Origin of the sequence: Sulfuriferula plumbiphila, assembly GCF_009938015.1 — a bacterium.
Lineage (GTDB): Bacteria > Pseudomonadota > Gammaproteobacteria > Burkholderiales > Sulfuriferulaceae > Sulfuriferula > Sulfuriferula plumbiphila.
In genome coordinates, this window is sequence record NZ_AP021884.1 from 253,064 (window position 1) to 272,884 (window position 19,821).

18 protein-coding genes are annotated in these 19,821 nt (G+C 58.4%); 7 read left to right on the top strand and 11 right to left on the bottom strand.

Translation table 11 applies throughout. The features are described 5' to 3' along the window. Nucleotides 1–23: 23 nt before the first annotated feature. From GZH91_RS01275 to GZH91_RS01320, 10 genes are all read right to left on the bottom strand, one after another. Nucleotides 24–3,170: a sulfatase-like hydrolase/transferase gene (locus tag GZH91_RS01275; protein WP_147072228.1), complete on the bottom strand. Its 3,147-nt coding sequence runs from the start codon at nt 3,168–3,170 to the stop codon at nt 24–26. 17 nt (nt 3,171–3,187) lie between these two features. Beyond that, complete coding sequence (locus GZH91_RS01280; RefSeq protein ID WP_147072226.1) at nt 3,188–4,111, bottom strand: glycosyltransferase family 2 protein; 924 nt, start codon at nt 4,109–4,111, stop codon at nt 3,188–3,190. 38 nt (nt 4,112–4,149) lie between these two features. Next, nucleotides 4,150–5,130, bottom strand: a complete 981-nt coding sequence (locus GZH91_RS01285; protein ID WP_147072224.1) for a glycosyltransferase family 2 protein — start codon at nt 5,128–5,130, stop codon at nt 4,150–4,152. A gap of 10 nt (nt 5,131–5,140) precedes the next feature. Then, nucleotides 5,141–6,061: a glycosyltransferase gene (locus tag GZH91_RS01290; RefSeq protein WP_147072222.1), complete on the bottom strand. Its 921-nt coding sequence runs from the start codon at nt 6,059–6,061 to the stop codon at nt 5,141–5,143. Nucleotides 6,062–6,063: 2 nt separating this feature from the next. After that, nucleotides 6,064–7,020, bottom strand: coding sequence for a glycosyltransferase family 2 protein (locus tag GZH91_RS01295; RefSeq protein ID WP_147072220.1), 957 nt, complete (start codon nt 7,018–7,020; stop codon nt 6,064–6,066). Beyond that, nucleotides 7,017–7,838, bottom strand: a complete 822-nt coding sequence (locus tag GZH91_RS01300) for a polysaccharide deacetylase family protein (protein ID WP_198415359.1) — start codon at nt 7,836–7,838, stop codon at nt 7,017–7,019. Before GZH91_RS01300 ends, GZH91_RS01295 begins: the two co-directional genes overlap by 4 nt. A 10-nt stretch (nt 7,839–7,848) precedes the next feature. Beyond that, a complete protein-coding gene (locus tag GZH91_RS01305) occupies nt 7,849–8,991 on the bottom strand; it encodes a glycoside hydrolase family 99-like domain-containing protein (RefSeq protein WP_147072219.1) in 1,143 nt (380 codons plus the stop codon). Between the two features lie 61 nt (nt 8,992–9,052). Continuing rightward, nucleotides 9,053–10,525: a lipopolysaccharide biosynthesis protein gene (locus tag GZH91_RS01310; RefSeq protein ID WP_147072217.1), complete on the bottom strand. Its 1,473-nt coding sequence runs from the start codon at nt 10,523–10,525 to the stop codon at nt 9,053–9,055. Continuing rightward, nucleotides 10,497–11,432, bottom strand: a complete 936-nt coding sequence (locus GZH91_RS01315; protein WP_147072215.1) for a glycosyltransferase — start codon at nt 11,430–11,432, stop codon at nt 10,497–10,499. The genes GZH91_RS01310 and GZH91_RS01315 overlap by 29 nt, the downstream gene beginning before the upstream one ends. Before the next feature lie 16 nt (nt 11,433–11,448). Beyond that, on the bottom strand, nt 11,449–12,099 hold the full coding sequence (locus tag GZH91_RS01320) for a class I SAM-dependent methyltransferase (protein WP_147072213.1): 651 nt from the start codon (nt 12,097–12,099) through the stop codon (nt 11,449–11,451). 144 nt (nt 12,100–12,243) lie between these two features. On the opposite strand from GZH91_RS01320, the gene aroB reads away from it, so the two are divergent. The 5 genes from aroB to yqhD all read left to right on the top strand — a co-directional run bounded on the left by aroB (nt 12,244) and on the right by yqhD (nt 17,558). Beyond that, nucleotides 12,244–13,332: a 3-dehydroquinate synthase gene (gene aroB / locus GZH91_RS01325; RefSeq protein WP_147072211.1), complete on the top strand. Its 1,089-nt coding sequence runs from the start codon at nt 12,244–12,246 to the stop codon at nt 13,330–13,332. Further along, nucleotides 13,316–14,452, top strand: coding sequence for a deoxyguanosinetriphosphate triphosphohydrolase (locus GZH91_RS01330; protein WP_147072208.1), 1,137 nt, complete (start codon nt 13,316–13,318; stop codon nt 14,450–14,452). The genes aroB and GZH91_RS01330 overlap by 17 nt, the downstream gene beginning before the upstream one ends. 171 nt (nt 14,453–14,623) lie before the next feature. Then, nucleotides 14,624–15,220, top strand: a complete 597-nt coding sequence (locus GZH91_RS01335; RefSeq protein WP_147072206.1) for a TetR/AcrR family transcriptional regulator — start codon at nt 14,624–14,626, stop codon at nt 15,218–15,220. A gap of 52 nt (nt 15,221–15,272) precedes the next feature. Next, entirely contained in the window at nt 15,273–16,400 is a 1,128-nt protein-coding gene (locus GZH91_RS01340; RefSeq protein WP_147072204.1) for an alkene reductase, read from the top strand. A gap of 3 nt (nt 16,401–16,403) precedes the next feature. Beyond that, nucleotides 16,404–17,558, top strand: coding sequence for an alcohol dehydrogenase (yqhD, locus tag GZH91_RS01345; RefSeq protein WP_147072202.1), 1,155 nt, complete (start codon nt 16,404–16,406; stop codon nt 17,556–17,558). 62 nt (nt 17,559–17,620) lie between these two features. On the opposite strand, the gene GZH91_RS01350 is transcribed toward yqhD, so the two are convergent. Next, complete coding sequence (locus GZH91_RS01350) at nt 17,621–18,298, bottom strand: ComF family protein (protein ID WP_147072200.1); 678 nt, start codon at nt 18,296–18,298, stop codon at nt 17,621–17,623. A gap of 96 nt (nt 18,299–18,394) precedes the next feature. Here GZH91_RS01350 and GZH91_RS01355 point away from each other — a divergent pair, with 96 nt between their 5' ends. Next, nucleotides 18,395–18,781, top strand: a complete 387-nt coding sequence (locus GZH91_RS01355) for a hypothetical protein (RefSeq protein ID WP_147072198.1) — start codon at nt 18,395–18,397, stop codon at nt 18,779–18,781. Beyond that, on the top strand, nt 18,774–19,760 hold the full coding sequence (gene bioB / locus GZH91_RS01360; RefSeq protein ID WP_147072196.1) for a biotin synthase BioB: 987 nt from the start codon (nt 18,774–18,776) through the stop codon (nt 19,758–19,760). The genes GZH91_RS01355 and bioB overlap by 8 nt, the downstream gene beginning before the upstream one ends. The last annotated feature ends 61 nt before the right edge of the window (nt 19,761–19,821 follow it).

Here is a 19,821-nt window from a genome sequence, read left to right on the forward strand (position 1 = left end):
CGGATGCAGGCTGGCGTACTGTCTTAGCGCCGGTCGGCACCCCCTTCTTCAACCCAGGCCATTAATTGCTGTTTAAGTACAGCCACCCGCTCCGGCTCGTCGGCGACGCGATCGTGCTGACACGCCGGGTCGGTTTCGAGGTCAAATAACTGGTACAGCGCGCCATTCCACACTGGCTGGTACACCAGTTTCCAGCGCCCGACGCGGATCATGCGGTCCTTGGCTTCAAACACGATGTCGCGGTATTGCGGCTTGATCGCCATGGTACCGTTGGCCTTGTCAGGGACTTCCAGCAGTTCCAGCAGATTGGGATAGCGCAGGTGACCTTCTGGCATACCCGGCAGATCGGTGATCCAGATACCGGTTTCATTGTAGGCGGCCAGGCCTAGATCGCGTTTTTCACCCCGTACCAGGCTCGCCAGCGAAACACCTTCCATCGTCTCGGGAAGCGCCAGCCCGGCCAGTTCCAGCAGCGTCGGTGCAATATCCACACTGCGCACAATTTGTTGCTGCACGCCGCTGCCAGGCGTGCGCGGGTCATGGATGATGAGCGGGATGCGGGCTGAGAAATCACCCACCGCGCTGTTACCTTGTCCCCAGGTTTCGTGCTCGAAAAACTCCATGCCATGATCGCTATATACCACCACGATGGTATTGTCGGCCAGCCCGCAGGCGGCGAGATGGTCAAGGATGCGCCCGGCTTCAACATCAAAACTTTGCACGCAGCCATCGTAGAGATCGATAATTTGGTCGAGATCGAACTCCTTGCGACCATCGCCTTGGCGACGAATGATTTCCTGCGGGTCGGTGAGCCGCGCCATGACGAACTTGGATTCACCGGTATAGGCAGGGTCAGAGAAACGCGTGTAATAAGGATATTCCGAACCGAACGGTGGATGCGTGGCAGACAAAAACACATTAAGCAGGAATGGCTGGCCAGCTGCTGCCAGACGCGACAACTGAGCGCGGGCATCACGTCCAACCTGCGTGGTAAGTGGTACCCCAGCCAGGTAATACAGTTCCGGCAAAAAACGTTTGCCGAAGCGGTTGTGAGTAAACAGTGACAAAAACAGGCGCAGGTCTTTGGGCCCCTGGCGTATCAGGTATTTGATGTTCCACTGGTCGTCCGGTGCATCCACCTGCTGGAATCCCAGCGAAAATTTGCCCAGATCGGCACCGCACCAATCGCTCACGGCGACCGTGGTGTAACCCGCCTCGGCGAGGATTTGTGGCATGCAGGGCATCGACAGGCGGGTTTCCGCATCTGCGATGAAATTGTCGCGAATGCCATGGCGGTGGGGCCAACAGCCAGAAAAAAGCGAAACCAGGCTTGGAGCAGTACGCGCACATGGAACATAACACTGAGTGAACTGGCTCGCTGCAGCACCCAATTTGTCGAGATTGGGGGTGAGCTGGCGTCGGTAGCCGGCCACCCCGAGCCGGTCGGCGCGCAGAGTATCCGAGCCCAGCATCAAGATATTTGGGCGTGAATGGGCGTGCCGAGATTGCACAGGAACAGGCTCTGCGACACAATTTGCCCACCCAGCCAGGCCGATGAATACTGTCATGCTGCCCCACAGTGCCAGCAGCGGCATGATCGCGTCTGTCTGAATAAGGCGCAGGCTGGCAAATACCAACAACACCAGAGTGAGGGCGCCCAGGCCAGCAGAAAATCTGCCTAACCGTGCGGGGGTGAGTCTACGCCATAGCGGATATAACCGGCTCATGCGGTAATGCATGGAGGCGACGAGGCTGGCTGGAAGGTACAGCAAGTGGCGACAAAATTGCCAGGCGGTGATTAGTGCCATGCCTAGCAGTGCAGCGATGAATGCTCCGACAGGCGTATAGGGGAGACCGCTGCTCGCAGCCAGCGCTGCATAAACTATCGTGCCAAGCCCACCCATCAGCATGAGTAACAGTAATGTCCAGCCAGTCAGCCGGACAAAGGCAGTCAGGCTGTACCAGCGATAATGGCGGCGAATTTCGGCTTGAATCTGTGGCCCGGTTTGCGAGAAGTCGCGCAGTGACTTAACCGCAATCAGCAAAGTGATCAAAACGGCAGCCATTACGGCCATCAGCGCACTTTCCTCAGACTGGCGTAACAATTGGGCAGGAAATAACGCCACGCTGGATGCGACGAGCAATGTGCCGGAGATGGTCAAGGCCAGCCATAGGTGCGTGGTTTTCAACAGGCGCTCGCTATGGGCGACTGTTGGACGTGATGACCGAGTCAATGGATTCAGTGTCGATGTCATCGCGCCGGACAATTCACCCACGCTGGCAGCCAATCTGCTGAGATAGAAAAATCGACGATCTGGATTGAGGGTGAACAATGCGTTACCGAGGTGGCTCAGGATTTTCCTGAACATGTAAGGCTGGGGTTTGATGTCCTCAGCGTTAATCAGAAAGTATGAGCGTGAGCGAAAATAGCTTTTTCTGAGCGTATAAAGCGTGCTCGTGCGTTTGGCATCTATCGCGTGTAATTGCCTGACTTTGGGCAGGTAGCGAATGCTATGACCCTGTGCGACCGCCCGACCGATAAAGTCGTGATCCTCGCCGCCCGCCAGGTTGTGCCCGGTGGGGCCCAGTTCGACCGCAAAGTTGCCGACTTGGGCAAACACGCGTCGATGCACGGTGATATTGCCGCCACTGGGGAAACGTTGATCCGGCCCGATTGCGACGCTGTGCGATCCGAGATCAAATTCGGGAAAGGGACGGATGGGAATGGCGTAGGGTTCCTGCGCATGCACCCAGGACGGTTCACTGCCGTCCCATGCCGGCCAGATGCGCCCGCAAAAAATGGCGTCGTCCGGATACGCGTCCAGGCCGTTCAGCAGGTGCTGCAAAAACCCGTTTTCAACCACCTGATCGTCGTCGATGAAGCATAGGTAGTCGTTGCCGGTGCTGGCGATAGCCGTGTTGAGCGCGTGTGATTTGCCGGCTACCGGCTCTTCTATCCAGCGCAGGCGTAACACGGCCTGATCGTGACGCGAGCGGAACGCCGCCAGCGTCGCCAGGGTGTCGTCGTGACAGTGATTGGCCACCACCAGGATGTCGACGGTTTCGGTGCCGTGGTAGCGACAGGCATACAGCGAATCGAGGGTTGCTGTGAGCGACCGGGCGCGGTTATGGGTGCAGATTACGACTGCAAGGCGGACGGTTGGCGTCATCGAACGATCCACTCAACTCAGCTCGCACGACCATGCGCACGCAGTACCGCCAGCCATTCTTCTATGTGCTCGCCTTCGGTGCGCATATCCCACTGGAAACCTGTTCTTTTAAATGGGTACAGCCCGTTTTCGACGGCCCAGATCAGGTCGTCCAGATAACGCACATAATTGGCGTCGTGTTTCCATGGATGGATCGCCCAATGCCTGTAGCCATTCATCGACCAGCGCTGATAGCCTTTTGCGGTGAAAGTGTGGCTCAGGCTGTTTTCCAGTGGCTCGCCCGGCCTGGTCTGCTGCAACGGCAGGCAGGCATGAAATTTGGCTTTGTCCATCAGGAAATAGCGCGTCGAAGTGAAGCTGGCATGATGCCAGTTAGTTTTGGGTTTGCCTTCAAATGAACGTCCGGTCAAACGCTCGAACCAGTTTCTGGCCTGGGGCGGGCCGCCTTGCGGGGTGGCCACGATCACTTGCGGCTCGCGCTGGAGCAGGGCCAGACCTTCATCAATCCAGGACTGTGCCACTGACCGATGAAACAGCATGTCCGAATCGACATGAAAAATATAGTCGCCACTGCACCGATCCAGCGCATATAAATATTGGTAAATCGGCGCACCGGAAAAGTCTTTGAGATCGATGTCTGCGCGGCCAAAATAATGCCAGAGGATGCGGTTTTGTTCGGCCTCATCCCACGGAATCACATCCACGTGGTCAATAATTTTTTCATTCATGAGGCGCTTCAGGATAGCCTCGACGGCATTCTGGCTGCCCTGGATGCGCTCGATGTATTTGCCCTCCTGCCTCCCCGGGTCGTATGCCACGCGCTTTTCGCAAAACGCAAAATTCAGGGCGCGAAACATATGGCGCAAGGTTTGTTCAAGATATGGCGCATCGGAGTTGCACGCATTGACGGTGAAGCTCACAGTGGGTGGGGTCTGAGCCATTATTTGATTTTCCCTTATTTTGTGACGGCGCCATGGGCTTATCCGTGCTGGCGTTTCAAGCTGTTCCTGAGTTGACGCAGCAGGTTTCGGGCTGGGTTGGGCAATACGCAATAAGCCAGTTTAACCCGCGACCCTACATCGCCCGGCTTGAATTTGAGCGCCTTTTTAAAATACTGCCGTGCGGTTCTGTAGTCCTGCAGATTGTAAAAATAATGATTGGCCACGCCCCTGTTCATGCCGTGCATGCGTGCTACTAAAGCCGCGCGAGTGACGCTTTTGGCAGCGTCGGGATCGGCCGCCAGAAAGGTGTCCATGGCCTTGAGACGTATCAGCAGCATGGCGTAACCCTGTTTCGATTGCTGCGCTGCATGCTGGCGCCAGAAGCCGGTAATGGTCTGCAGATGGCCAACCGGGTAGCGCCGGGCAATGCGCAGCCAGAGTTCGTAATCGTCCACACCGGGCAGATCCGGGTTGAACCAGCCGACTTCGTCCAGCACTTTTTTCGGGATGAGCGAGGTCAGCGGCTGGATGTCGTTGCTGATAAAAATTTCTTCGAATACGTTGTCCACTATGGTCTCTGCGGCGCGATTGCCAAATGCATCCTGGTTCAGCGCGCGATACTCCGGCAGCAACGCACCCTCGCTATCAATGCGGGCGTAGCGCGTATGCAGCAAACCGACTTCAGGATGTCGCCGTAAAGCTGCCATCTGCAATGCAAGTTTGTCGGGCAGCCACAGATCATCCTGGTCATGAAACGCAATAAAGGCGCCGGTGGCGTGTTCCAGCGCGACATTGCGGCTGGTGGCGACACCCGAGTTGGTGCGGTTGGTGATATAGGTAATGCGCGGGTCGGGCAGATAGCCCTGAATGATCTCGGCAGAATTATCGGTAGCGCAGTCATTCACCAGGATCAATTGAATCGCGGGCCAGGTCTGTGCGAGGACGCTGTCAATTGCGCCTGCCAGGTATTTGGCACCATTGTAGACCGGCATGATGATGCTGACGCTAGGGTAGGTCATGGTTGTCGTCTCAGCTTCGTTGGCGCTTTGCGTAACCGGTCAGCATGCCCAGGGCATGGGTGGCGTTCATGGCCTGGCGCAATAGCCCGCTGCGGCGCGTGATACCCATCGCCAGGGTGCGCAGGCAATGGCTAAAAAATTGCGCGACCAGAAAGGGCGGAATGCCCAGTACGGTTTTGGTATAAATCGGCAGCTCATGCAGGCCCTTACGCAGTCCCGCCTGATAATGCAGCTTGAGGAAATAACGCCGTCGCAAACGCCAGGGCTCGACAAAATGCTCCACCTGCATGTCGGGGCGATAGCGCATGGGGGTGCCGCGTGCCAACAGCTGATTGAACATGGCAATGTCTTCGCCACCGCCCACGGCTGTGCCTGTCCGGTTGTAACGTGGGTCAAAACGCAAGTCCGGGTCATCCCGAAACAGGCGCATGTCGTAAGCCACATTGCCCGTCCACACCGGGGTGTCGGTATGCTTGATCCAGAATGGCCGCTCGCCGTAATCCACTGCTGACAGAAAGCCAAGCAGGTCATCGCTCAGCCAGGCTGGGCGGCCCCCGAGGGGGAAATCCACCTTTACGCGTCCACCGGCACATTGCGCCCCCTCATTGACGATGGCGTCATGGGCTGCATTCAGCAAACCTTTTTGAGGGAGCTCGTCGTCATCCATGAATACCAGAATGTCGCTGTCCAGCGCCTCTTCAATGGCCCGGTTGCGGGCCGGGACGATACCCTGGGCGGTCTCGGTGACGAAGCGCAGCTTTGCGCCTGGCGCGCGCGTGAGTTTTTCCAGGATGGCGAGGGTGTCGTCCCTGCTGTTGTTATTGACGGCCAGGATTTCAAAGGGTAACGGGCAAGACTGCGCGCGCATGGCAGTCACCAGTTTTTCCAGGCGATCCGCGCGGTTGTAAGTACAGAAGGCAAAAGTCAGCATCGTCAATCTTTGTGCGAGAGCGGTATTTTCTTCTGATGATGATCGGTCAGGCGCAGCAATGCCTGCTGCCAGCGTAGCGGTAGCAACGCGGGCAGCATGTATTTCCAGTCACGTAAACCACCATAGCCATGACGCATGACGCGGCGAAACAGGCTGCGCGCGGTAGCCAGATCGCGCGCCCAGTAGCTGACGTAGCCGCGTTCGAGCAAGGTGCCGTGGGTCAGCCGCGCCAGTGCCGGTCGGCCCAGTTGTTGTACCACATGAGGGTGCCGGGCAATATAGTCGCGCTGCGCCTGCCACAGTTGCAAAGCGGCGCGCGCGCGGTTGGCGGAGGCCTGCGCCGCGCCGTGAAAATGGTAAAACGCCAGCACGTCGGCTACCTGGATAATCGGCGCGACGCTGGCGATTTGCAGCCATAGGGCAAAATCCTCCGCGTGGCTATAGCGCGGGTTAAAGCCACCTGCTGCCGCAATTGCAGCGCGGCGCGTGAGGGTGGCGTGTATCGGCCAGCGGCAACCGCCCAGTAGTTTTTCCAGTTTCAGCGGCGTTTCGTAATCGGGTGGCACAAACGGCGCCCCGCGCCCGCCTGGCAGTCCAATATTTTGCCAGCCGCAGTAGGCCAGTACGGCTGCCGGGTATGCCTCCAGCGCGCTCAGCATTTTTTCCAGAAAAGTCGGTGTCCAGGTGTCGTCCGCATCCAGAAACGCGACAAATGTGCTGCTGGTCTCATTCAATGCCCGATTGCGTGCGGCGGATACTCCGGCATTGGCCTGGCGTATCAGGCGGATGCGCGGGTCGTTGATGGCTGCGACCTGCGCGGCGCTGGTGTCGGTAGAGCCGTCGTCCACCACGATCAGTTCCCAGTCCGGATACGTTTGCGCACGTACACTGCCGATGCTGGCGGACAGGTGCGCCGCGCAGTTGTAGCACGGCATGACGATGGCGATACGCGCACTCATGGCAATGATCTGGCCGGCTTGCGCAGGCGCGCCATCGCTTGACGCCAGGCGTAATGCAGCAGCGCGCCCCAGGCAACCGCATTGTCGGCAAACGCCAGCTTGCGTGCAAAGCGATTGAGGCTGTCGTCCGCGTAAATGCTCAGGCGGCGAATCTGCAGCGGGTCGTTAGTGCGCAGCGCCCAGCCTGGGCGGGTAGTATAGGCGGCGAGATAGCCCGCCGCCTGCGCAGCAGCAACGACGCGCGCATCGTGTGCGCCGTATGGATAGGCCAGGCTGGTGACTGGCGTGTTGAGCAGGTCTTCCAGGACGGATTTTGACAGCGTTAATTCGGCCATGAGCGCAGCGTCATCACACTCGGTCAAACGTCGGTGGGTATGGCTGTGCGAGCCGATTTCCATGCCGCCGGATTGCATCTCGCGCAGTTGTGCGGCGCTCAGCATGGGCAATTGCGGGCTGCCTGAATCCTGCCAGGCTGCGCTGCGGCCTACATCACGGCTGACCACGAACCAGCTGGCGGTCATGCCGCGCTTTGCCAACTCGCTGAAGGCAGCGAAATTGTCCTGATAGCCGTCGTCAAAGGTGATGACGACACTGCGTGCGGGCAAAGGTCTGGCACCCAGCTCGGTTAGTCGGTGCGTGCTCCATCCCTCACCTTGCAATAAATCGAGTTGTGCCCGAAAACGCTGCATGGACACTGCATAGCGCCAGTCTGGCGTCCCGTTGCCGGGGGCAACCGAATGGTACATCAGCGCGATGCTGCCATGAGGGGCGCTGCTGCGCAGCAGGCGCGCGGTGAGTGGGTCAAGCTTGTTTTTCATGATCTCATGCCTATGCACCCTCTTCAGCATTTGCGCTTCCCGTTTGGGCATCGGGTAATGTCAGTGCGTCCGTGCTGAGTGCATTGGCGGTTGCCTGCAGGAACGCAAGCCCATGCCGCAAATCCGGCTCCAGGTGGTTGCCTTCTGCCCATTCATTCCACGCGTTTACGAAAACGATGCGTTCGTCACCACGACGCTGCTTGAGAGTTTGTATGGCAATCTCACGTAACCAGGCTGCATATTTTTCCGGCGAGGATTCAATCAGGATTGCGGCGCCCTCGGCACGTCTGGCGCTATTGTCGAATCCGGGTGTGACCCCCCGGAAGCGCACATGATCCGGAACGGGCTTGGATAGCATGCCTTCGATCATACCCTCGTATGTGACCACGGTTTGCTTCAAATAAACATCCGGCAAAGCACCGGATTTAATAAGCAGACGGGACAGGGTGCTGCGATGAATGGGGATCCCGAGTCGCCGCCAGTTGGGCGCGAATTCGATATCCGCATCAAACCCTATGGTTTTGGGATCGAGGCCGCTGTCGAAGCTCTCGACCCGGGCCAGATACAACTCCCCTATACCAGCGTGCAAAGCCGCCGTGCGCCAGATTTCAGCGGTGCGTGCCGGATCGGGCATCATCTCGGTTCGATAGACCACAAACAAAGGTTTGCCATCGATGCGAATGTAGCGCGCGTCGCGAAAGGCGGGCATCAGGCTCTGGATGTGTGCCAGGTCGTCTTCGTGGCTGTATTTTTGTTCCAACAGCACGTCTTTTTCGCCGCCATTCCAAGCCCGTGTCCAGTTCTCGTTGGCCCAGCACAGGCAGAAAGGAAAATCCGGCTGGCCCGATGCCAGCACTTCGTTAAAAGGGCGCTCCAATATGCGTCGGCCATTGAACCAGTAATGGTAATAGCAAAAACCATGAATGCCATGTTCGCGTGCCAGTGCTGCCTGTGCGGCGCGCACTTCGGGCACGCGCAGATCATAAAAGCCGAGATCAGCCGGCAGGTGCGGTTGATAATGCCCAGGGAACAGGGGCTTGGCCTTGGCGGCATTGCGCCATTCGGTAAAGCCGGTACCCCACCATGTGTCGTTTTCCGGCACGGGATGGAATTGCGGTAAATAAAAAGCGATAGTACGAATGGCTATACTCATATCAGATCCAGGTTACGCACGCTGCCCTAAAGTTCGCTATTCGCCTCCTGTGCCTACCCGTTTATTTTGGCTGAAATTGAGGCTGTAGCCCTATTTTTCGTTTCCAGGTGGCTTGTTCGTCGCGCAGGCCGGACAGCGGCATGAATAAAAACAGCAGGGTATAGGTGACAGCACCCGCTGCGGCCATGCTGAGCATGTAGATGAGGGGCTTGCCCTGCATCAGCGCATGGATGAAATGATCCAATAGCAGCAGACTGGCGAAAAGCAGGGCATTGAGCACCAGCGCAGGTTTTAAAGCCACCAATAGCATACCCCAACGCGCCTGCAGGCTGCGTTGCGCCAGCCAGCTCATGGCTGCCGCATTGAACGCGTAGACACAAAGCAGCCCCCAAGCCACGCCGGGCAGCCCAAAATGCAGCCCACTGTATACCGCCAGCGCCATTAGCGCCCAACTCACCAGTTGAATGCGCAACTCGATGCCGAGCTGGTTTTGGGCGGCAGCGACCGCGCCAGACTGATTTTCAATGGCAAAGAACAGGCCACCCAGTGCGAGTATTCCTAACGGCTGTGCCGACGCTTGCCATTTGGCACCGTAGACAACCAGGATAAATGGGTCGGCCAGCCACCACAGGCCGACATAAAACGGTAAGCCGTAGAGCACGACCAAAGACAGCGCACGGAAATACAGGTAGCGTGATTTATCCAGGTTGTCCTGTTCTTTGGATAGCGCGCGGAACACCGGATGATATACCGCACCGCTGATCATGCCGTTAGGCATCTGGCTCAGACTGTCGGCCTTGTTGAACAGACCAACGGCGCTCGTGCCGAGCTGGTGGCTGAGAATAAAGTTGCTGGTTTGCCCCCGCAAATAGACCGCCAGGTCATTACTTGACGCGGTAAAGCCGTAGCGGGCCAGTTCACGGGCACGCGGGCCATTTAGGCGCAGACCGGGTTTCCAGCCGGAGACGGGGATAACGATGAACATGCCCGCAATCGAGCCGGCCAGCCCACCCCATACCAGGCTCCACACGCCGTAGCCGTGCCAGGCCAAGGTGATGCTGGTGAGCGAGGATACCAGTAAGGTGAATAGCGAGATAAAAGTGTTTTCCTTGAAGCGCATTTCGCGGAATAGCTTCGAATTGGGGACGTTCACAAAGGGGCGCAAGACGAACGACAGTGCGGATAGTCTCAACAGACTGCTGTAGAGCGGGTTGTCGAACCAGTGTGCAATGAAAGGCGAGAGCATAAAAAAACCGGCATAAATGGCAATGCCAATGATCAGCTGCAAGGTGAAAACCATCTGATAGTCTTCATTGCTGGCGGTGCGCGCTTGTACCAGTGCCTGTCCCATGCCGCCCCCGGCGATATAGCCCACCAGCCCGGTGAAAATCTGGATAGTGACCAGTGCGCCGAAATCAGCAGGCACCAACAGGCGCGCAAGAATGACGCCGAAGATAAATCCCAGCGCCTGACTGCCTATGCCGCCGAAAAACACCCATTTGGTGCTATTGCGGATGGATTGACCTGCGCTCACAAGGGGGCCTTTCTGATATGAGTAATGTGCGCATCAAGCCTGTCCATGCAGCTAGGCTGGTCGGGCGCAATGCTAATGTTGCGCGGTAGGCATGCGCCGCCAATTTGCGTCGACCCTGCAGGCGGTAATGCCAGGCCGTGCCCAGGCTGCTGCGATAAATCGCTTCGGATAGCAACGGGAGAAGTTTGTGATGTTTTTGCTTGTCGAGGTGGCGTTCAAGATTACGCAACGCATGCGCATTGCCGATTTGCATCTCGTCGGCGCTTCCCGAGGTGTTGTTGCTATGGCGACGGTAACTTGCCAGTGTTTCTGTTTGGTACAGAAATGGTCCCTGTGCAGCAATTCGCATCCATAAATCATAATCATCCGCCCAGTGTGGCTGGCTGATGTCGAAGCCACCAGCCATGTCAAACGCAGTGCGTCGAAGCATCACCAGCGATGCACTCAAGATGAAGTTGCCGCGAATCAGATGTTCCAGTATCTGACCCGATGCGCGGGGGTAATAAAGCGCGCCGGTCGAACTGGTCACCATGCCGTTCTCGTCAATACTGCGATGGTCGCAGTAAGTCGCGAGTGCGCTGGGGTGTCGGTTCAACAACGCTGCCTGGCTTTCCAGTTTGTTTGCATCCCAGATGTCGTCCTGGTCGAGGAATGCCAGGAGCTCACCACGGCTGGCTAGAGCACCGTTATTTCTGGCGACGGCTGGTCCGCTATTGGCTTGGTCAATGATCTGGATGCGATCTCCGTAGCTTTTGAGGATTTCGATACTGTTGTCTTTAGAACCGTCATTGATTGCGATTACTTCAACCAGTGGATAGGTTTGGTTGAGCGCACTGTCAATACTCTTGTGCAGATATAGGCTGCCGTTATAAACGGGAACGACGACGGAAATCAGGGGATGGGTCATGCGAAATGCCGTGATGTCATGGCGTTATGTTGTTCATAGGTTGGGCGACGATTGCATATTGTTGATATAGCGTATCTGCAAGTGTACCCATGGATAGCAGGCTGGCAATTTTCTGCATACGTGAATAGTGTGGGTTGATACCCTGAATACTTATTAATGCATAACCGCATTGCGCGACAGTAGCGATGATGCTTTTTTTAGTAAAGAAGCGCACATGAGTGCGATCCAGAACCCCTTTATCCACATAATTCCAGTTGCCGCGCAAGGTGTAGTCAACAAACTCGGGCCAGTGGCGAATGTTGGGTATGGAAGCAACAACGACACCGGTTTTGTTTAACAGGCTCTGTACTTGAACAAATACGGAATACGGATCTACCAAGTGTTCAAGTACGTCATTGAAAATAATACAGTCAAAGTAATGCTCGGGTAGCTCGGGCATGGTGTCCTCGATGCTTCCGGTTAATACGCGGTGCAGCTTTTGCGCGGCTAGTGCGGCCACTTCTGGCTGATATTCCACCCCCCATGTTTCAGCGCCCAATGAGTCTTTTATTTGGGCGCTGAAAATGCCTGCACCACATCCGATTTCCAGCGTACGAGTGGCATCAGACGGAATATACGCCAGCATTTCATCGTGGCGATGCTGATAATATTCTTTAACTATAGACATGCCTCTCCCCCTAACAAACCTGTGAGTCTCATACCGGAGTTCATCGGGATTCTACACCAGCAATTTGCTTAGATTATGCGGGTCGGACAGTTGCCCGAGTATAATTACTGGGATATCACACAAATTTATTAACCGCATCTCTAAATGCAAACACTCACCGTAGACTTGGGCAGCCGCAGCTACCCCATCCACATCGGCGCCGGCCTGTTGCACCAGCCCGGCCTGATCCTGCCGCATCTGGCGCAAAGGCGCGTTGCCATCGTCACCAACACCACGGTGGCGCCGTTGTATCTGCAAACCCTCACCGATAGCCTCGCGCTGAACGACGTGGAAGTTGTGCCCATCGTCCTGCCCGACGGCGAGCAATACAAAACCTGGGAAACGCTGAATACGATATTTGACGCGTTGCTGACCCATCGCTGCGAACGCAAGACCACGCTGATCGCCCTGGGCGGCGGCGTGATCGGCGACCTCACCGGTTTTGCGGCGGCGAGCTACCTGCGCGGCGTGCCGTTCATCCAGATCCCAACCACCCTGCTGGCGCAGGTGGATTCCTCGGTGGGCGGCAAGACCGGCATCAATCACCCGCTCGGCAAGAACATGGTCGGCGCGTTCTACCAGCCGCAACTGGTGCTGGCCGATACCGATACCCTGAAAACCCTGCCGCCGCGCGAGCTGTCTGCCGGGCTGGCGGAGGTGATCAAATATGGCCTGATCTACGACGCGGCTTTCTTCGACTGGCTCGAAGCCAACATCGAAAAACTGCGCGCGCTGGATCATGATGCCATCGCCCACGCCATCCGCCGCTCGTGCGAGGTCAAGGCGGAGGTGGTGGCCAAGGACGAACGCGAATCCGGTTTGCGCGCCCTGCTCAACCTCGGCCACACTTTCGGCCACGCCATCGAATCCGGCATGGGTTACGGCAACTGGCAGCATGGCGAGGCGGTGGCCGCCGGTACCGTGCTGGCGGCGGATGTGTCGCGGCGCATGGGCTTGATGAGCGAAGCAGAAGTCGAGCGCGTGCGCATCCTCTACCGTCAGGCCGGCCTGCCCGACACCGCGCCCGATCTGGGCGTGGAAGCATACATGCAACACATGGGGCTGGATAAAAAAGTTGAAGGAGGGCGCATCCGCTTTGTGTTGTTGCGCGGCATCGGGGCGGCGTTTGTCACCGCCGAAGTGCCGCAGGCCGACCTGGAGGCGGCCCTTACCCACTATGTCCAGCCGACCTGAACTCGCCCCCTACGCCGCCCGCAGCGCCGATTCTCGCGGGCGGCGTCATGCCGAACCACCTGCTGCACCGCGCAGCGAATTCCAGCGCGACCGCGACCGCATCATCCATTCCAGCGCCTTCCGCCGCCTGGAATACAAAACCCAGGTGTTTGTGAACCACGAAGGCGACCTGTTCCGCACCCGCCTTACCCACAGCCTGGAAGTCGCCCAGATCGGCCGCACCATCGCGCGCATCATGACGCTGAATGAAGACCTGGTGGAGGCGGTGTCGCTGGCGCACGACCTTGGCCACACGCCGTTCGGCCACGCCGGGCAGGATGCCCTCAACGCCTGCATGAAGGAATACGGCGGTTTCGAACACAACCTGCAAAGCCTGCGCGTGGTGGACAAGCTGGAAGAACGCTACGCCGAATTCGACGGCCTCAATTTATGCTTCGAGACGCGCGAAGGCATCCTCAAACACTGCGCGCTGCATCATGCGCGCATGCTGGGCGACGTCGGCGAGCGCTTCATCATGAAGCAGCAGCCCAGCCTGGAGGCGCAGGTTGCCAATCTCGCTGATGAGATCGCCTACAACAACCACGATGTCGATGACGGTCTGCGCTCGGGCTTGATCACACTGGAGCAACTGGAACAAATCAGTCTGTTTGCGCGCCATCTGCAAGCGGCCAAGGCCAAATACCCGCAGCTTAATGGCCGCCGCCTCATCAACGAAACCGTGCGGCGCATGATCAACACCCTGGTGCTCGACCTGGTGGAACACAGCCAGGCCGCCATCCATGCAGCCGGGGTGCAAAGCGTGGATGAAGTGCGCGCCGCGCCCATGCTCATCGGTTTCAGCCCCGCCATTGCCGCAGAAAACCGCGAACTCAAGCAGTTGTTACGCAAACACCTGTACCGTCACTACCGCGTCGCGCGCATGAGCAGCAAGGCTGCGCGCGTCGTCACTGACCTGTTCGGCGTGTTCCTGTCCGACCCCGGCCTGCTGCCCACTGAACATCAGGAGAAAGCCCGCAGCGACGCACCCAGAGCCATCGCCGACTATATCGCCGGGATGACCGACCGCTATGCCATGCGCGAGTATCGAAGGCTGTTTACGATTGAGGAAGTGAGTTTGTAGATTTTGCCTGCGCCTGGTTTTTCATCAGCCGATTTCGCTTCGATGTATGTGGTCACGCGCCCATAAATCCCGGACGGGCTTTGGTCGCTTCAGTGCATGGATAATAATTCTTGTAATGGACCGATCGGTTCGATATAATCCGCATTCCTGTATTTTACAAACAAACAGTTAATGCCCCGCTGTCGCGAATTCGATATCGACCAAGCTCTTGACCAGGCGCTTAATGCGTTCTGGCTCAAAGGCTATGCGGCAACGTCGATGACGGATCTGATGGCCGCCATGGGGTTGAGCAAAAGTAGTTTTTACGAGTGTTTTGGTAGCAAGCGCGAGGCCCTGCTGGCAGCCTTGAGCCGTTACAGCGCACGCGAACTGGCCGAAACCCGGCGCCATTTCAGCGCCGCTGGGCCGGTCGCTGCGCTGCTCGCGGCCTGGGTCAGGCACAGCATTGATCCGGCGGCATGCCGTCCCAGCCAGCGCTGCGGCTGTCTGATCGTGAATGTCGCCGTAGAGCTGGCACCGCATGATGGCGAAATTGAAGATGCTGTGCGCCGCCACCTCGATATGCTCGCGGCTTTTTTGGCTGCAGCCATCCAGCGCGGGCATGCCGATGGTTCGATACCGACAAGGTTTGAGCCCGCCCACGGCGCCGACATGTTGCTCAATTTGATCGCCGGTATACAGGTACTGGCCAAGAGTGGTGTGGAAACGCACAGACTGGCGGCAATTATTGATGTGCAATTGGATTGCCTGCTTGGGCATTCACATTGAACTTTTTTTGAATATTTTGGACTGTTCAGTCCATAACAATGGGAGCAAGTTAATGACCACTCAGCACAATAGCAACACCCACGCATCGACTCTGACTGACCTGTTCCAGCCCTACGCCATGGGCCCGCTGACGCTGGCAAACCGTATCGTCATGGCTCCGCTCACCCGTAGCCGTGCACTTGCTGGCGATGTGCCCGGCCCGCTCGCGGTGACGTATTACACGCAACGTGCCAGCGCCGGTTTGATTATCAGTGAAGCATCGCAGATATCGCAGCAGGGAAAAGGCTATGCCCAGACGCCAGGCATCTACAGCGCCGCGCAGGTTGCTGGCTGGCGCAAAGTGACTGACGCGGTGCACGCTGCGGGCGGGAAGATATTCATCCAGCTCTGGCATGTCGGCCGCATTTCTCACCCCGAGTTTCAGCCCGGTGGTGCGCTTCCCGTCGCGCCCTCGGCAATCAGGCCTGCAGGCACGGTGCATACCAGCAAGGGCAAGGAAGACATGGTTACCCCGCGCGCACTGGAAACGGCAGAGATTCCCGGCATTGTCGCCGATTATCGCAAAGCGGCGCAGAACGCGTACGATGCGGGTTTCGACGGCGTCGAAATTCATGCTGCCAACGGCTACCTGCTCGACCAGTTCATGCGCGACAAGACCAACCAGCGTAGCGACGTGTATGGCGGCAGCATCGAGAACCGTAGTCGCTTGTTGCTGGAAGTCACTGATGCAGTCCTTTCTATATGGAGCGCTGACCGCGTGGGGGTTCGCCTCTCGCCGCTCAGCACTTTCAGCGACATCGACGACAGCAATCCGGCGCCGCTATTCAGTTACGTGGTCAGGCAGTTGGCGCTGCGCAATCTTGGCTATCTGCACATGATCGAAGGCAATACCGGCGGCCCGCGTGAAACCGGCCGCGACCTGGATTTCAAAGATCTGCGCCAGCTTTTCCCCAATACCTATCTTGCCAATAATTGTTATACGCGTGAAATGGCGCTGACCGCACGCGGCAACAATACCGCTGATCTCATCGCCTTCGGCCGGCCTTTCATATCCAACCCCGATCTGGTCGAGCGCCTGCGCCGCAATGCGCCGCTTAACGAGTTGGATCCGGCTACCCTTTATGGCGGCGGCGAACACGGCTATACAGACTATCCTTTCCTCGACCATACCAGGGCCTGAATCATGCAGAATTTCAACTTCCACAACCCGACGCGCATCCTTTTCGGTCAGGGCCATCTCGCCGACCTCGGTCGAGAAATCCCGGCCGGTGCCCGCATACTCATCACCTACGGCGGCGGCAGTGTGGTCAGGACCGGCACGCTGGATGAGGTCAAGGCCGCGCTCAAAGACTTCACTGTATTTGAATTCGCCGGCATTGAACCCAACCCCGCTTATGAAACCCTGATGCAGGCGGTGGAGCTCGCCCGCCGCGAGCGCATCGATTTCCTCCTCGCCGTTGGCGGCGGTTCAGTGATCGACGGTACCAAGTTCATCGCCGCCGCCATCCCCTTTGCCGGCGATCCGTGGAGCATACTTGCTGAACATGCCGCCATCGACAGCGCCGTCCACTTTGGTACCGTGCTCACCCTTCCCGCCACCGGCTCGGAGATGAACAGCTTCGCGGTGATAACCCGGCGCGCGGGTAACGACAAGCTGGCCTTCGCCAGCCCGCTGGTGTTCCCGCGTTTCTCGGTGCTCGACCCCACCCGGACCTACACGCTGCCGCCACGCCAGGTAGCCAACGGTGTGGTCGATGCCTTCGTGCATATCGCCGAGCAATACCTCACCTACCCGGCCGACGCCAAGGTGCAGGACCGCTTTGCCGAAGGCCTGCTGCTCACCCTGATCGAAGAGGGGCCAAAAGCCCTGCAAACACCGGACAACTACGCGGTGCGCGCCAACCTGATGTGGACAGCGACACTGGCGCTTAACGGCCTGATCGGCGCCGGCGTGCCGCAGGACTGGGCCACCCACATGCTCGGTCACGAACTCACGGCGCTACACGGACTCGACCATGCGCAAACGCTGGCGGTAGTGCTGCCTGCGATGCTGCAGGTGCAGCGCACGGAAAAACGCGCAAAGCTGTTGCAGTATGCGGAGCGTGTATGGGGCTTGCGCGACGGGGATGAGGACGCGCGCATCGATGCAGCCATTCAGCATACCCGGCAATTTTTTGAATCGATGCAGGTGCTGACGCGCCTGTCCGACTACGGTATCGGCGCCGACGCCATTCCGGCGCTGGTGGCGCAACTGGAACGACACGGCATGGTCGCGCTTGGCGAACATCAGAATATCGACGTGGCGCGCTCGCGGCAGGTTTTCGCACTGGCTGCCTGAACCTGTGCGCGGTCAAGCCGGGCGCCGGACCACCTGTGACCGGCGCGGAGTGCGCGATCCCGTCAAAAATTGCGCTGCATTACTGCCCGCGCTGCCACCCAGCATTGCACTTCCAGTGCGCCCGCCTTGAGCAGCGCCCCGGCCAGCGCATCCAGTGTGCTGCCGCTGGTCAGCACGTCATCCACGATCGCCACGCGTTTGCCTTGCAGGGTGTGGTCGCAGACAAACGCACCGCGCAGGTTTTTGCGGCGCTCGTTGAGCGGCAGGCTGGCCTGGGGGGCAGTGTCGATGATGCGCGTGGCGGCATGAGGCAACACCGGCAGGCGCAGAATCCGGGCAATGTGCCGCGCGATTTCATGCGCCTGGTTGAAGCCGCGCTGCCTGAGCCGGTTGGGGTGCAGCGGCATGGGGATGAGCGCGTCGGGCAGGGGGTGGCTGGCGGCCTGTGTTGCCAGGGTGTCCGCCAGCAGAGAGACAACGGCGAGGTTGTGCCGGTATTTGAGCGACTGTACTAAACGATCCAGCGGGAAAGCATAGGTGTAGGCGGCGCGCGTGCTGCCGAAATGCGGCGGGCGTTTGAGGCAGTGGCCGCATATTGCGCCATTCAGGGTGGGCAGCGCGCACACCGGACAACAAGCCTGGGGATGGTAGGGCAAGTCAGCAGCACAGTCCGCGCAGAGCTTGGCGCGGCCGGAGAATGTGCCGCATAGCAGGCAATTCTGCGGCAGCATGGAGTGCATAAAATTTGTGCAGATGTTCAATATGAGCCTGGCATAAATTGACTATCGAGCTGGAATAAAAGACAATTCAGCCCATTCTAACGCGCTGACACGAGCATGAAGGTCAAAAAGGTCATTACCGCCGCGCAATCACGGTTTTCCGCGCAGCTATTCAACATCGCCAGTGTAATTGCCACGTTGATTCCACCTTTGCTGATGGTCTGGATAGCGATATCGATTTTTGTGTATGCCTCGATCGCCCATCATCCCAACCCGCGCACGGCGTATTACAACCGCATTTCCGGCTATCGGTTTTATGGGGCGGCCGGGACGATGATGGTGTTTGGCCAGCCGGTTTATAAGCTGTTTGACAACTGGCATGGGTTAGTGGCGGTGTGGGCGATACTGGCCATCGTGGTGGTGCCGTGGGGACTATGGAGTATTTACAAAGCGGGCCATGAACAATGGCAGGATATGACGATAGAGGTAGACACCAATGAATGACCTGACCCAACCCGCCGCCATGGCAGCGGCGGCAAGCGAAAAATGGCGTGTGGCCGAGGTGGAGGCGTTGTTCGCGCTGCCCTTCAACGATTTGATTTTTCGTGCGCAGAGCGTGCACCGGGAGCATTTCGATCCCAACACGGTGCAGTTGTCCACGCTGCTTTCAATCAAGACCGGCGGCTGTTCCGAGGACTGCGGCTATTGCCCGCAAGCGGCGCGCTACGACACCGGGGTGGAAAGCCAGGGCTTGCTGGAAATGGATGCCGTGCTGGAGGCAGCGCACGCCGCCAAGGCCGCCGGTGCGACCCGTTTTTGCATGGGTGCAGCCTGGCGCGGACCCAAACAGCGCGACCTGGATCCGGTGCTGGACATGGTGCGCGAGGTAAAGGCGCTGGGGCTGGAAACCTGCGCCACGCTGGGCATGCTGAAAGACGGCCAGGCCGAGCAGCTGAAAGATGCCGGGCTGGACTATTACAACCACAACCTTGATACCGCGCCCGAGTTCTACGGCGAGATCATCACCACGCGCGCCTACCAGGATCGGCTCGATACGCTGGAACGGGTGCGCGGTGCCGACCTGCATGTATGCTGCGGCGGCATTGTCGGCATGGGTGAATCGCGCACCCAGCGCGCCGGGCTGATTGCACAACTCGCCAACCTCGACCCGCAGCCGGAATCGGTGCCCATCAACCTGCTGGTGCAGGTGGAGGGCACGCCGTTGCAGGACGCCGAGGCGCTCGACCCGCTGGAATTCGTGCGTACCATCGCGGTGGCACGCATCACCTTGTCCAGGAGTTATGTGCGGCTGTCCGCCGGGCGCCAGCAGATGCCGGAAGCCATTCAGGCGCTGTGCTTCCTGGCCGGTGCCAACTCGATTTTTTATGGCGAAAAACTGCTCACCACCGGCAACCCGGACGTGGCGCGTGACCGTGATTTGCTGGCCAAGCTGGGGATGCGGGCGCTGGGGTCGACGCATTGATTTGGACAGGATTTACAGGCTTCCTCAGGAGTAACAGGATGAAAATTACATGCAGCTTGAA

Excerpts from the sequence above, each read along its gene's own strand:
- GZH91_RS01285 (WP_147072224.1), bottom strand. The coding sequence starts at position 5,130 with ATGACCTACCCTAGCGTCAGCATCATCATGCCGGTCTACAATGGTGCC.
- GZH91_RS01305 (WP_147072219.1), bottom strand. The coding sequence starts at position 8,991 with ATGAGTATAGCCATTCGTACTATCGCTTTTTATTTACCGCAATTCCAT.
- GZH91_RS01300 (WP_198415359.1), bottom strand. The coding sequence starts at position 7,838 with ATGAAAAACAAGCTTGACCCACTCACCGCGCGCCTGCTGCGCAGCAGC.
- yqhD (WP_147072202.1), top strand. The coding sequence starts at position 16,404 with ATGCAGAATTTCAACTTCCACAACCCGACGCGCATCCTTTTCGGTCAG.
- GZH91_RS01355 (WP_147072198.1), top strand. The coding sequence starts at position 18,395 with ATGAAGGTCAAAAAGGTCATTACCGCCGCGCAATCACGGTTTTCCGCG.
- GZH91_RS01330 (WP_147072208.1), top strand. The coding sequence starts at position 13,316 with ATGTCCAGCCGACCTGAACTCGCCCCCTACGCCGCCCGCAGCGCCGAT.
- GZH91_RS01290 (WP_147072222.1), bottom strand. The coding sequence starts at position 6,061 with ATGCTGACTTTTGCCTTCTGTACTTACAACCGCGCGGATCGCCTGGAA.
- GZH91_RS01280 (WP_147072226.1), bottom strand. The coding sequence starts at position 4,111 with ATGGCTCAGACCCCACCCACTGTGAGCTTCACCGTCAATGCGTGCAAC.
- aroB (WP_147072211.1), top strand. The coding sequence starts at position 12,244 with ATGCAAACACTCACCGTAGACTTGGGCAGCCGCAGCTACCCCATCCAC.
- GZH91_RS01295 (WP_147072220.1), bottom strand. The coding sequence starts at position 7,020 with ATGAGTGCGCGTATCGCCATCGTCATGCCGTGCTACAACTGCGCGGCG.
- GZH91_RS01315 (WP_147072215.1), bottom strand. The coding sequence starts at position 11,432 with ATGACCCATCCCCTGATTTCCGTCGTCGTTCCCGTTTATAACGGCAGC.
- bioB (WP_147072196.1), top strand. The coding sequence starts at position 18,774 with ATGAATGACCTGACCCAACCCGCCGCCATGGCAGCGGCGGCAAGCGAA.
- GZH91_RS01335 (WP_147072206.1), top strand. The coding sequence starts at position 14,624 with ATGCCCCGCTGTCGCGAATTCGATATCGACCAAGCTCTTGACCAGGCG.
- GZH91_RS01320 (WP_147072213.1), bottom strand. The coding sequence starts at position 12,099 with ATGTCTATAGTTAAAGAATATTATCAGCATCGCCACGATGAAATGCTG.
- GZH91_RS01275 (WP_147072228.1), bottom strand. The coding sequence starts at position 3,170 with ATGACGCCAACCGTCCGCCTTGCAGTCGTAATCTGCACCCATAACCGC.
- GZH91_RS01350 (WP_147072200.1), bottom strand. The coding sequence starts at position 18,298 with ATGCACTCCATGCTGCCGCAGAATTGCCTGCTATGCGGCACATTCTCC.
- GZH91_RS01340 (WP_147072204.1), top strand. The coding sequence starts at position 15,273 with ATGACCACTCAGCACAATAGCAACACCCACGCATCGACTCTGACTGAC.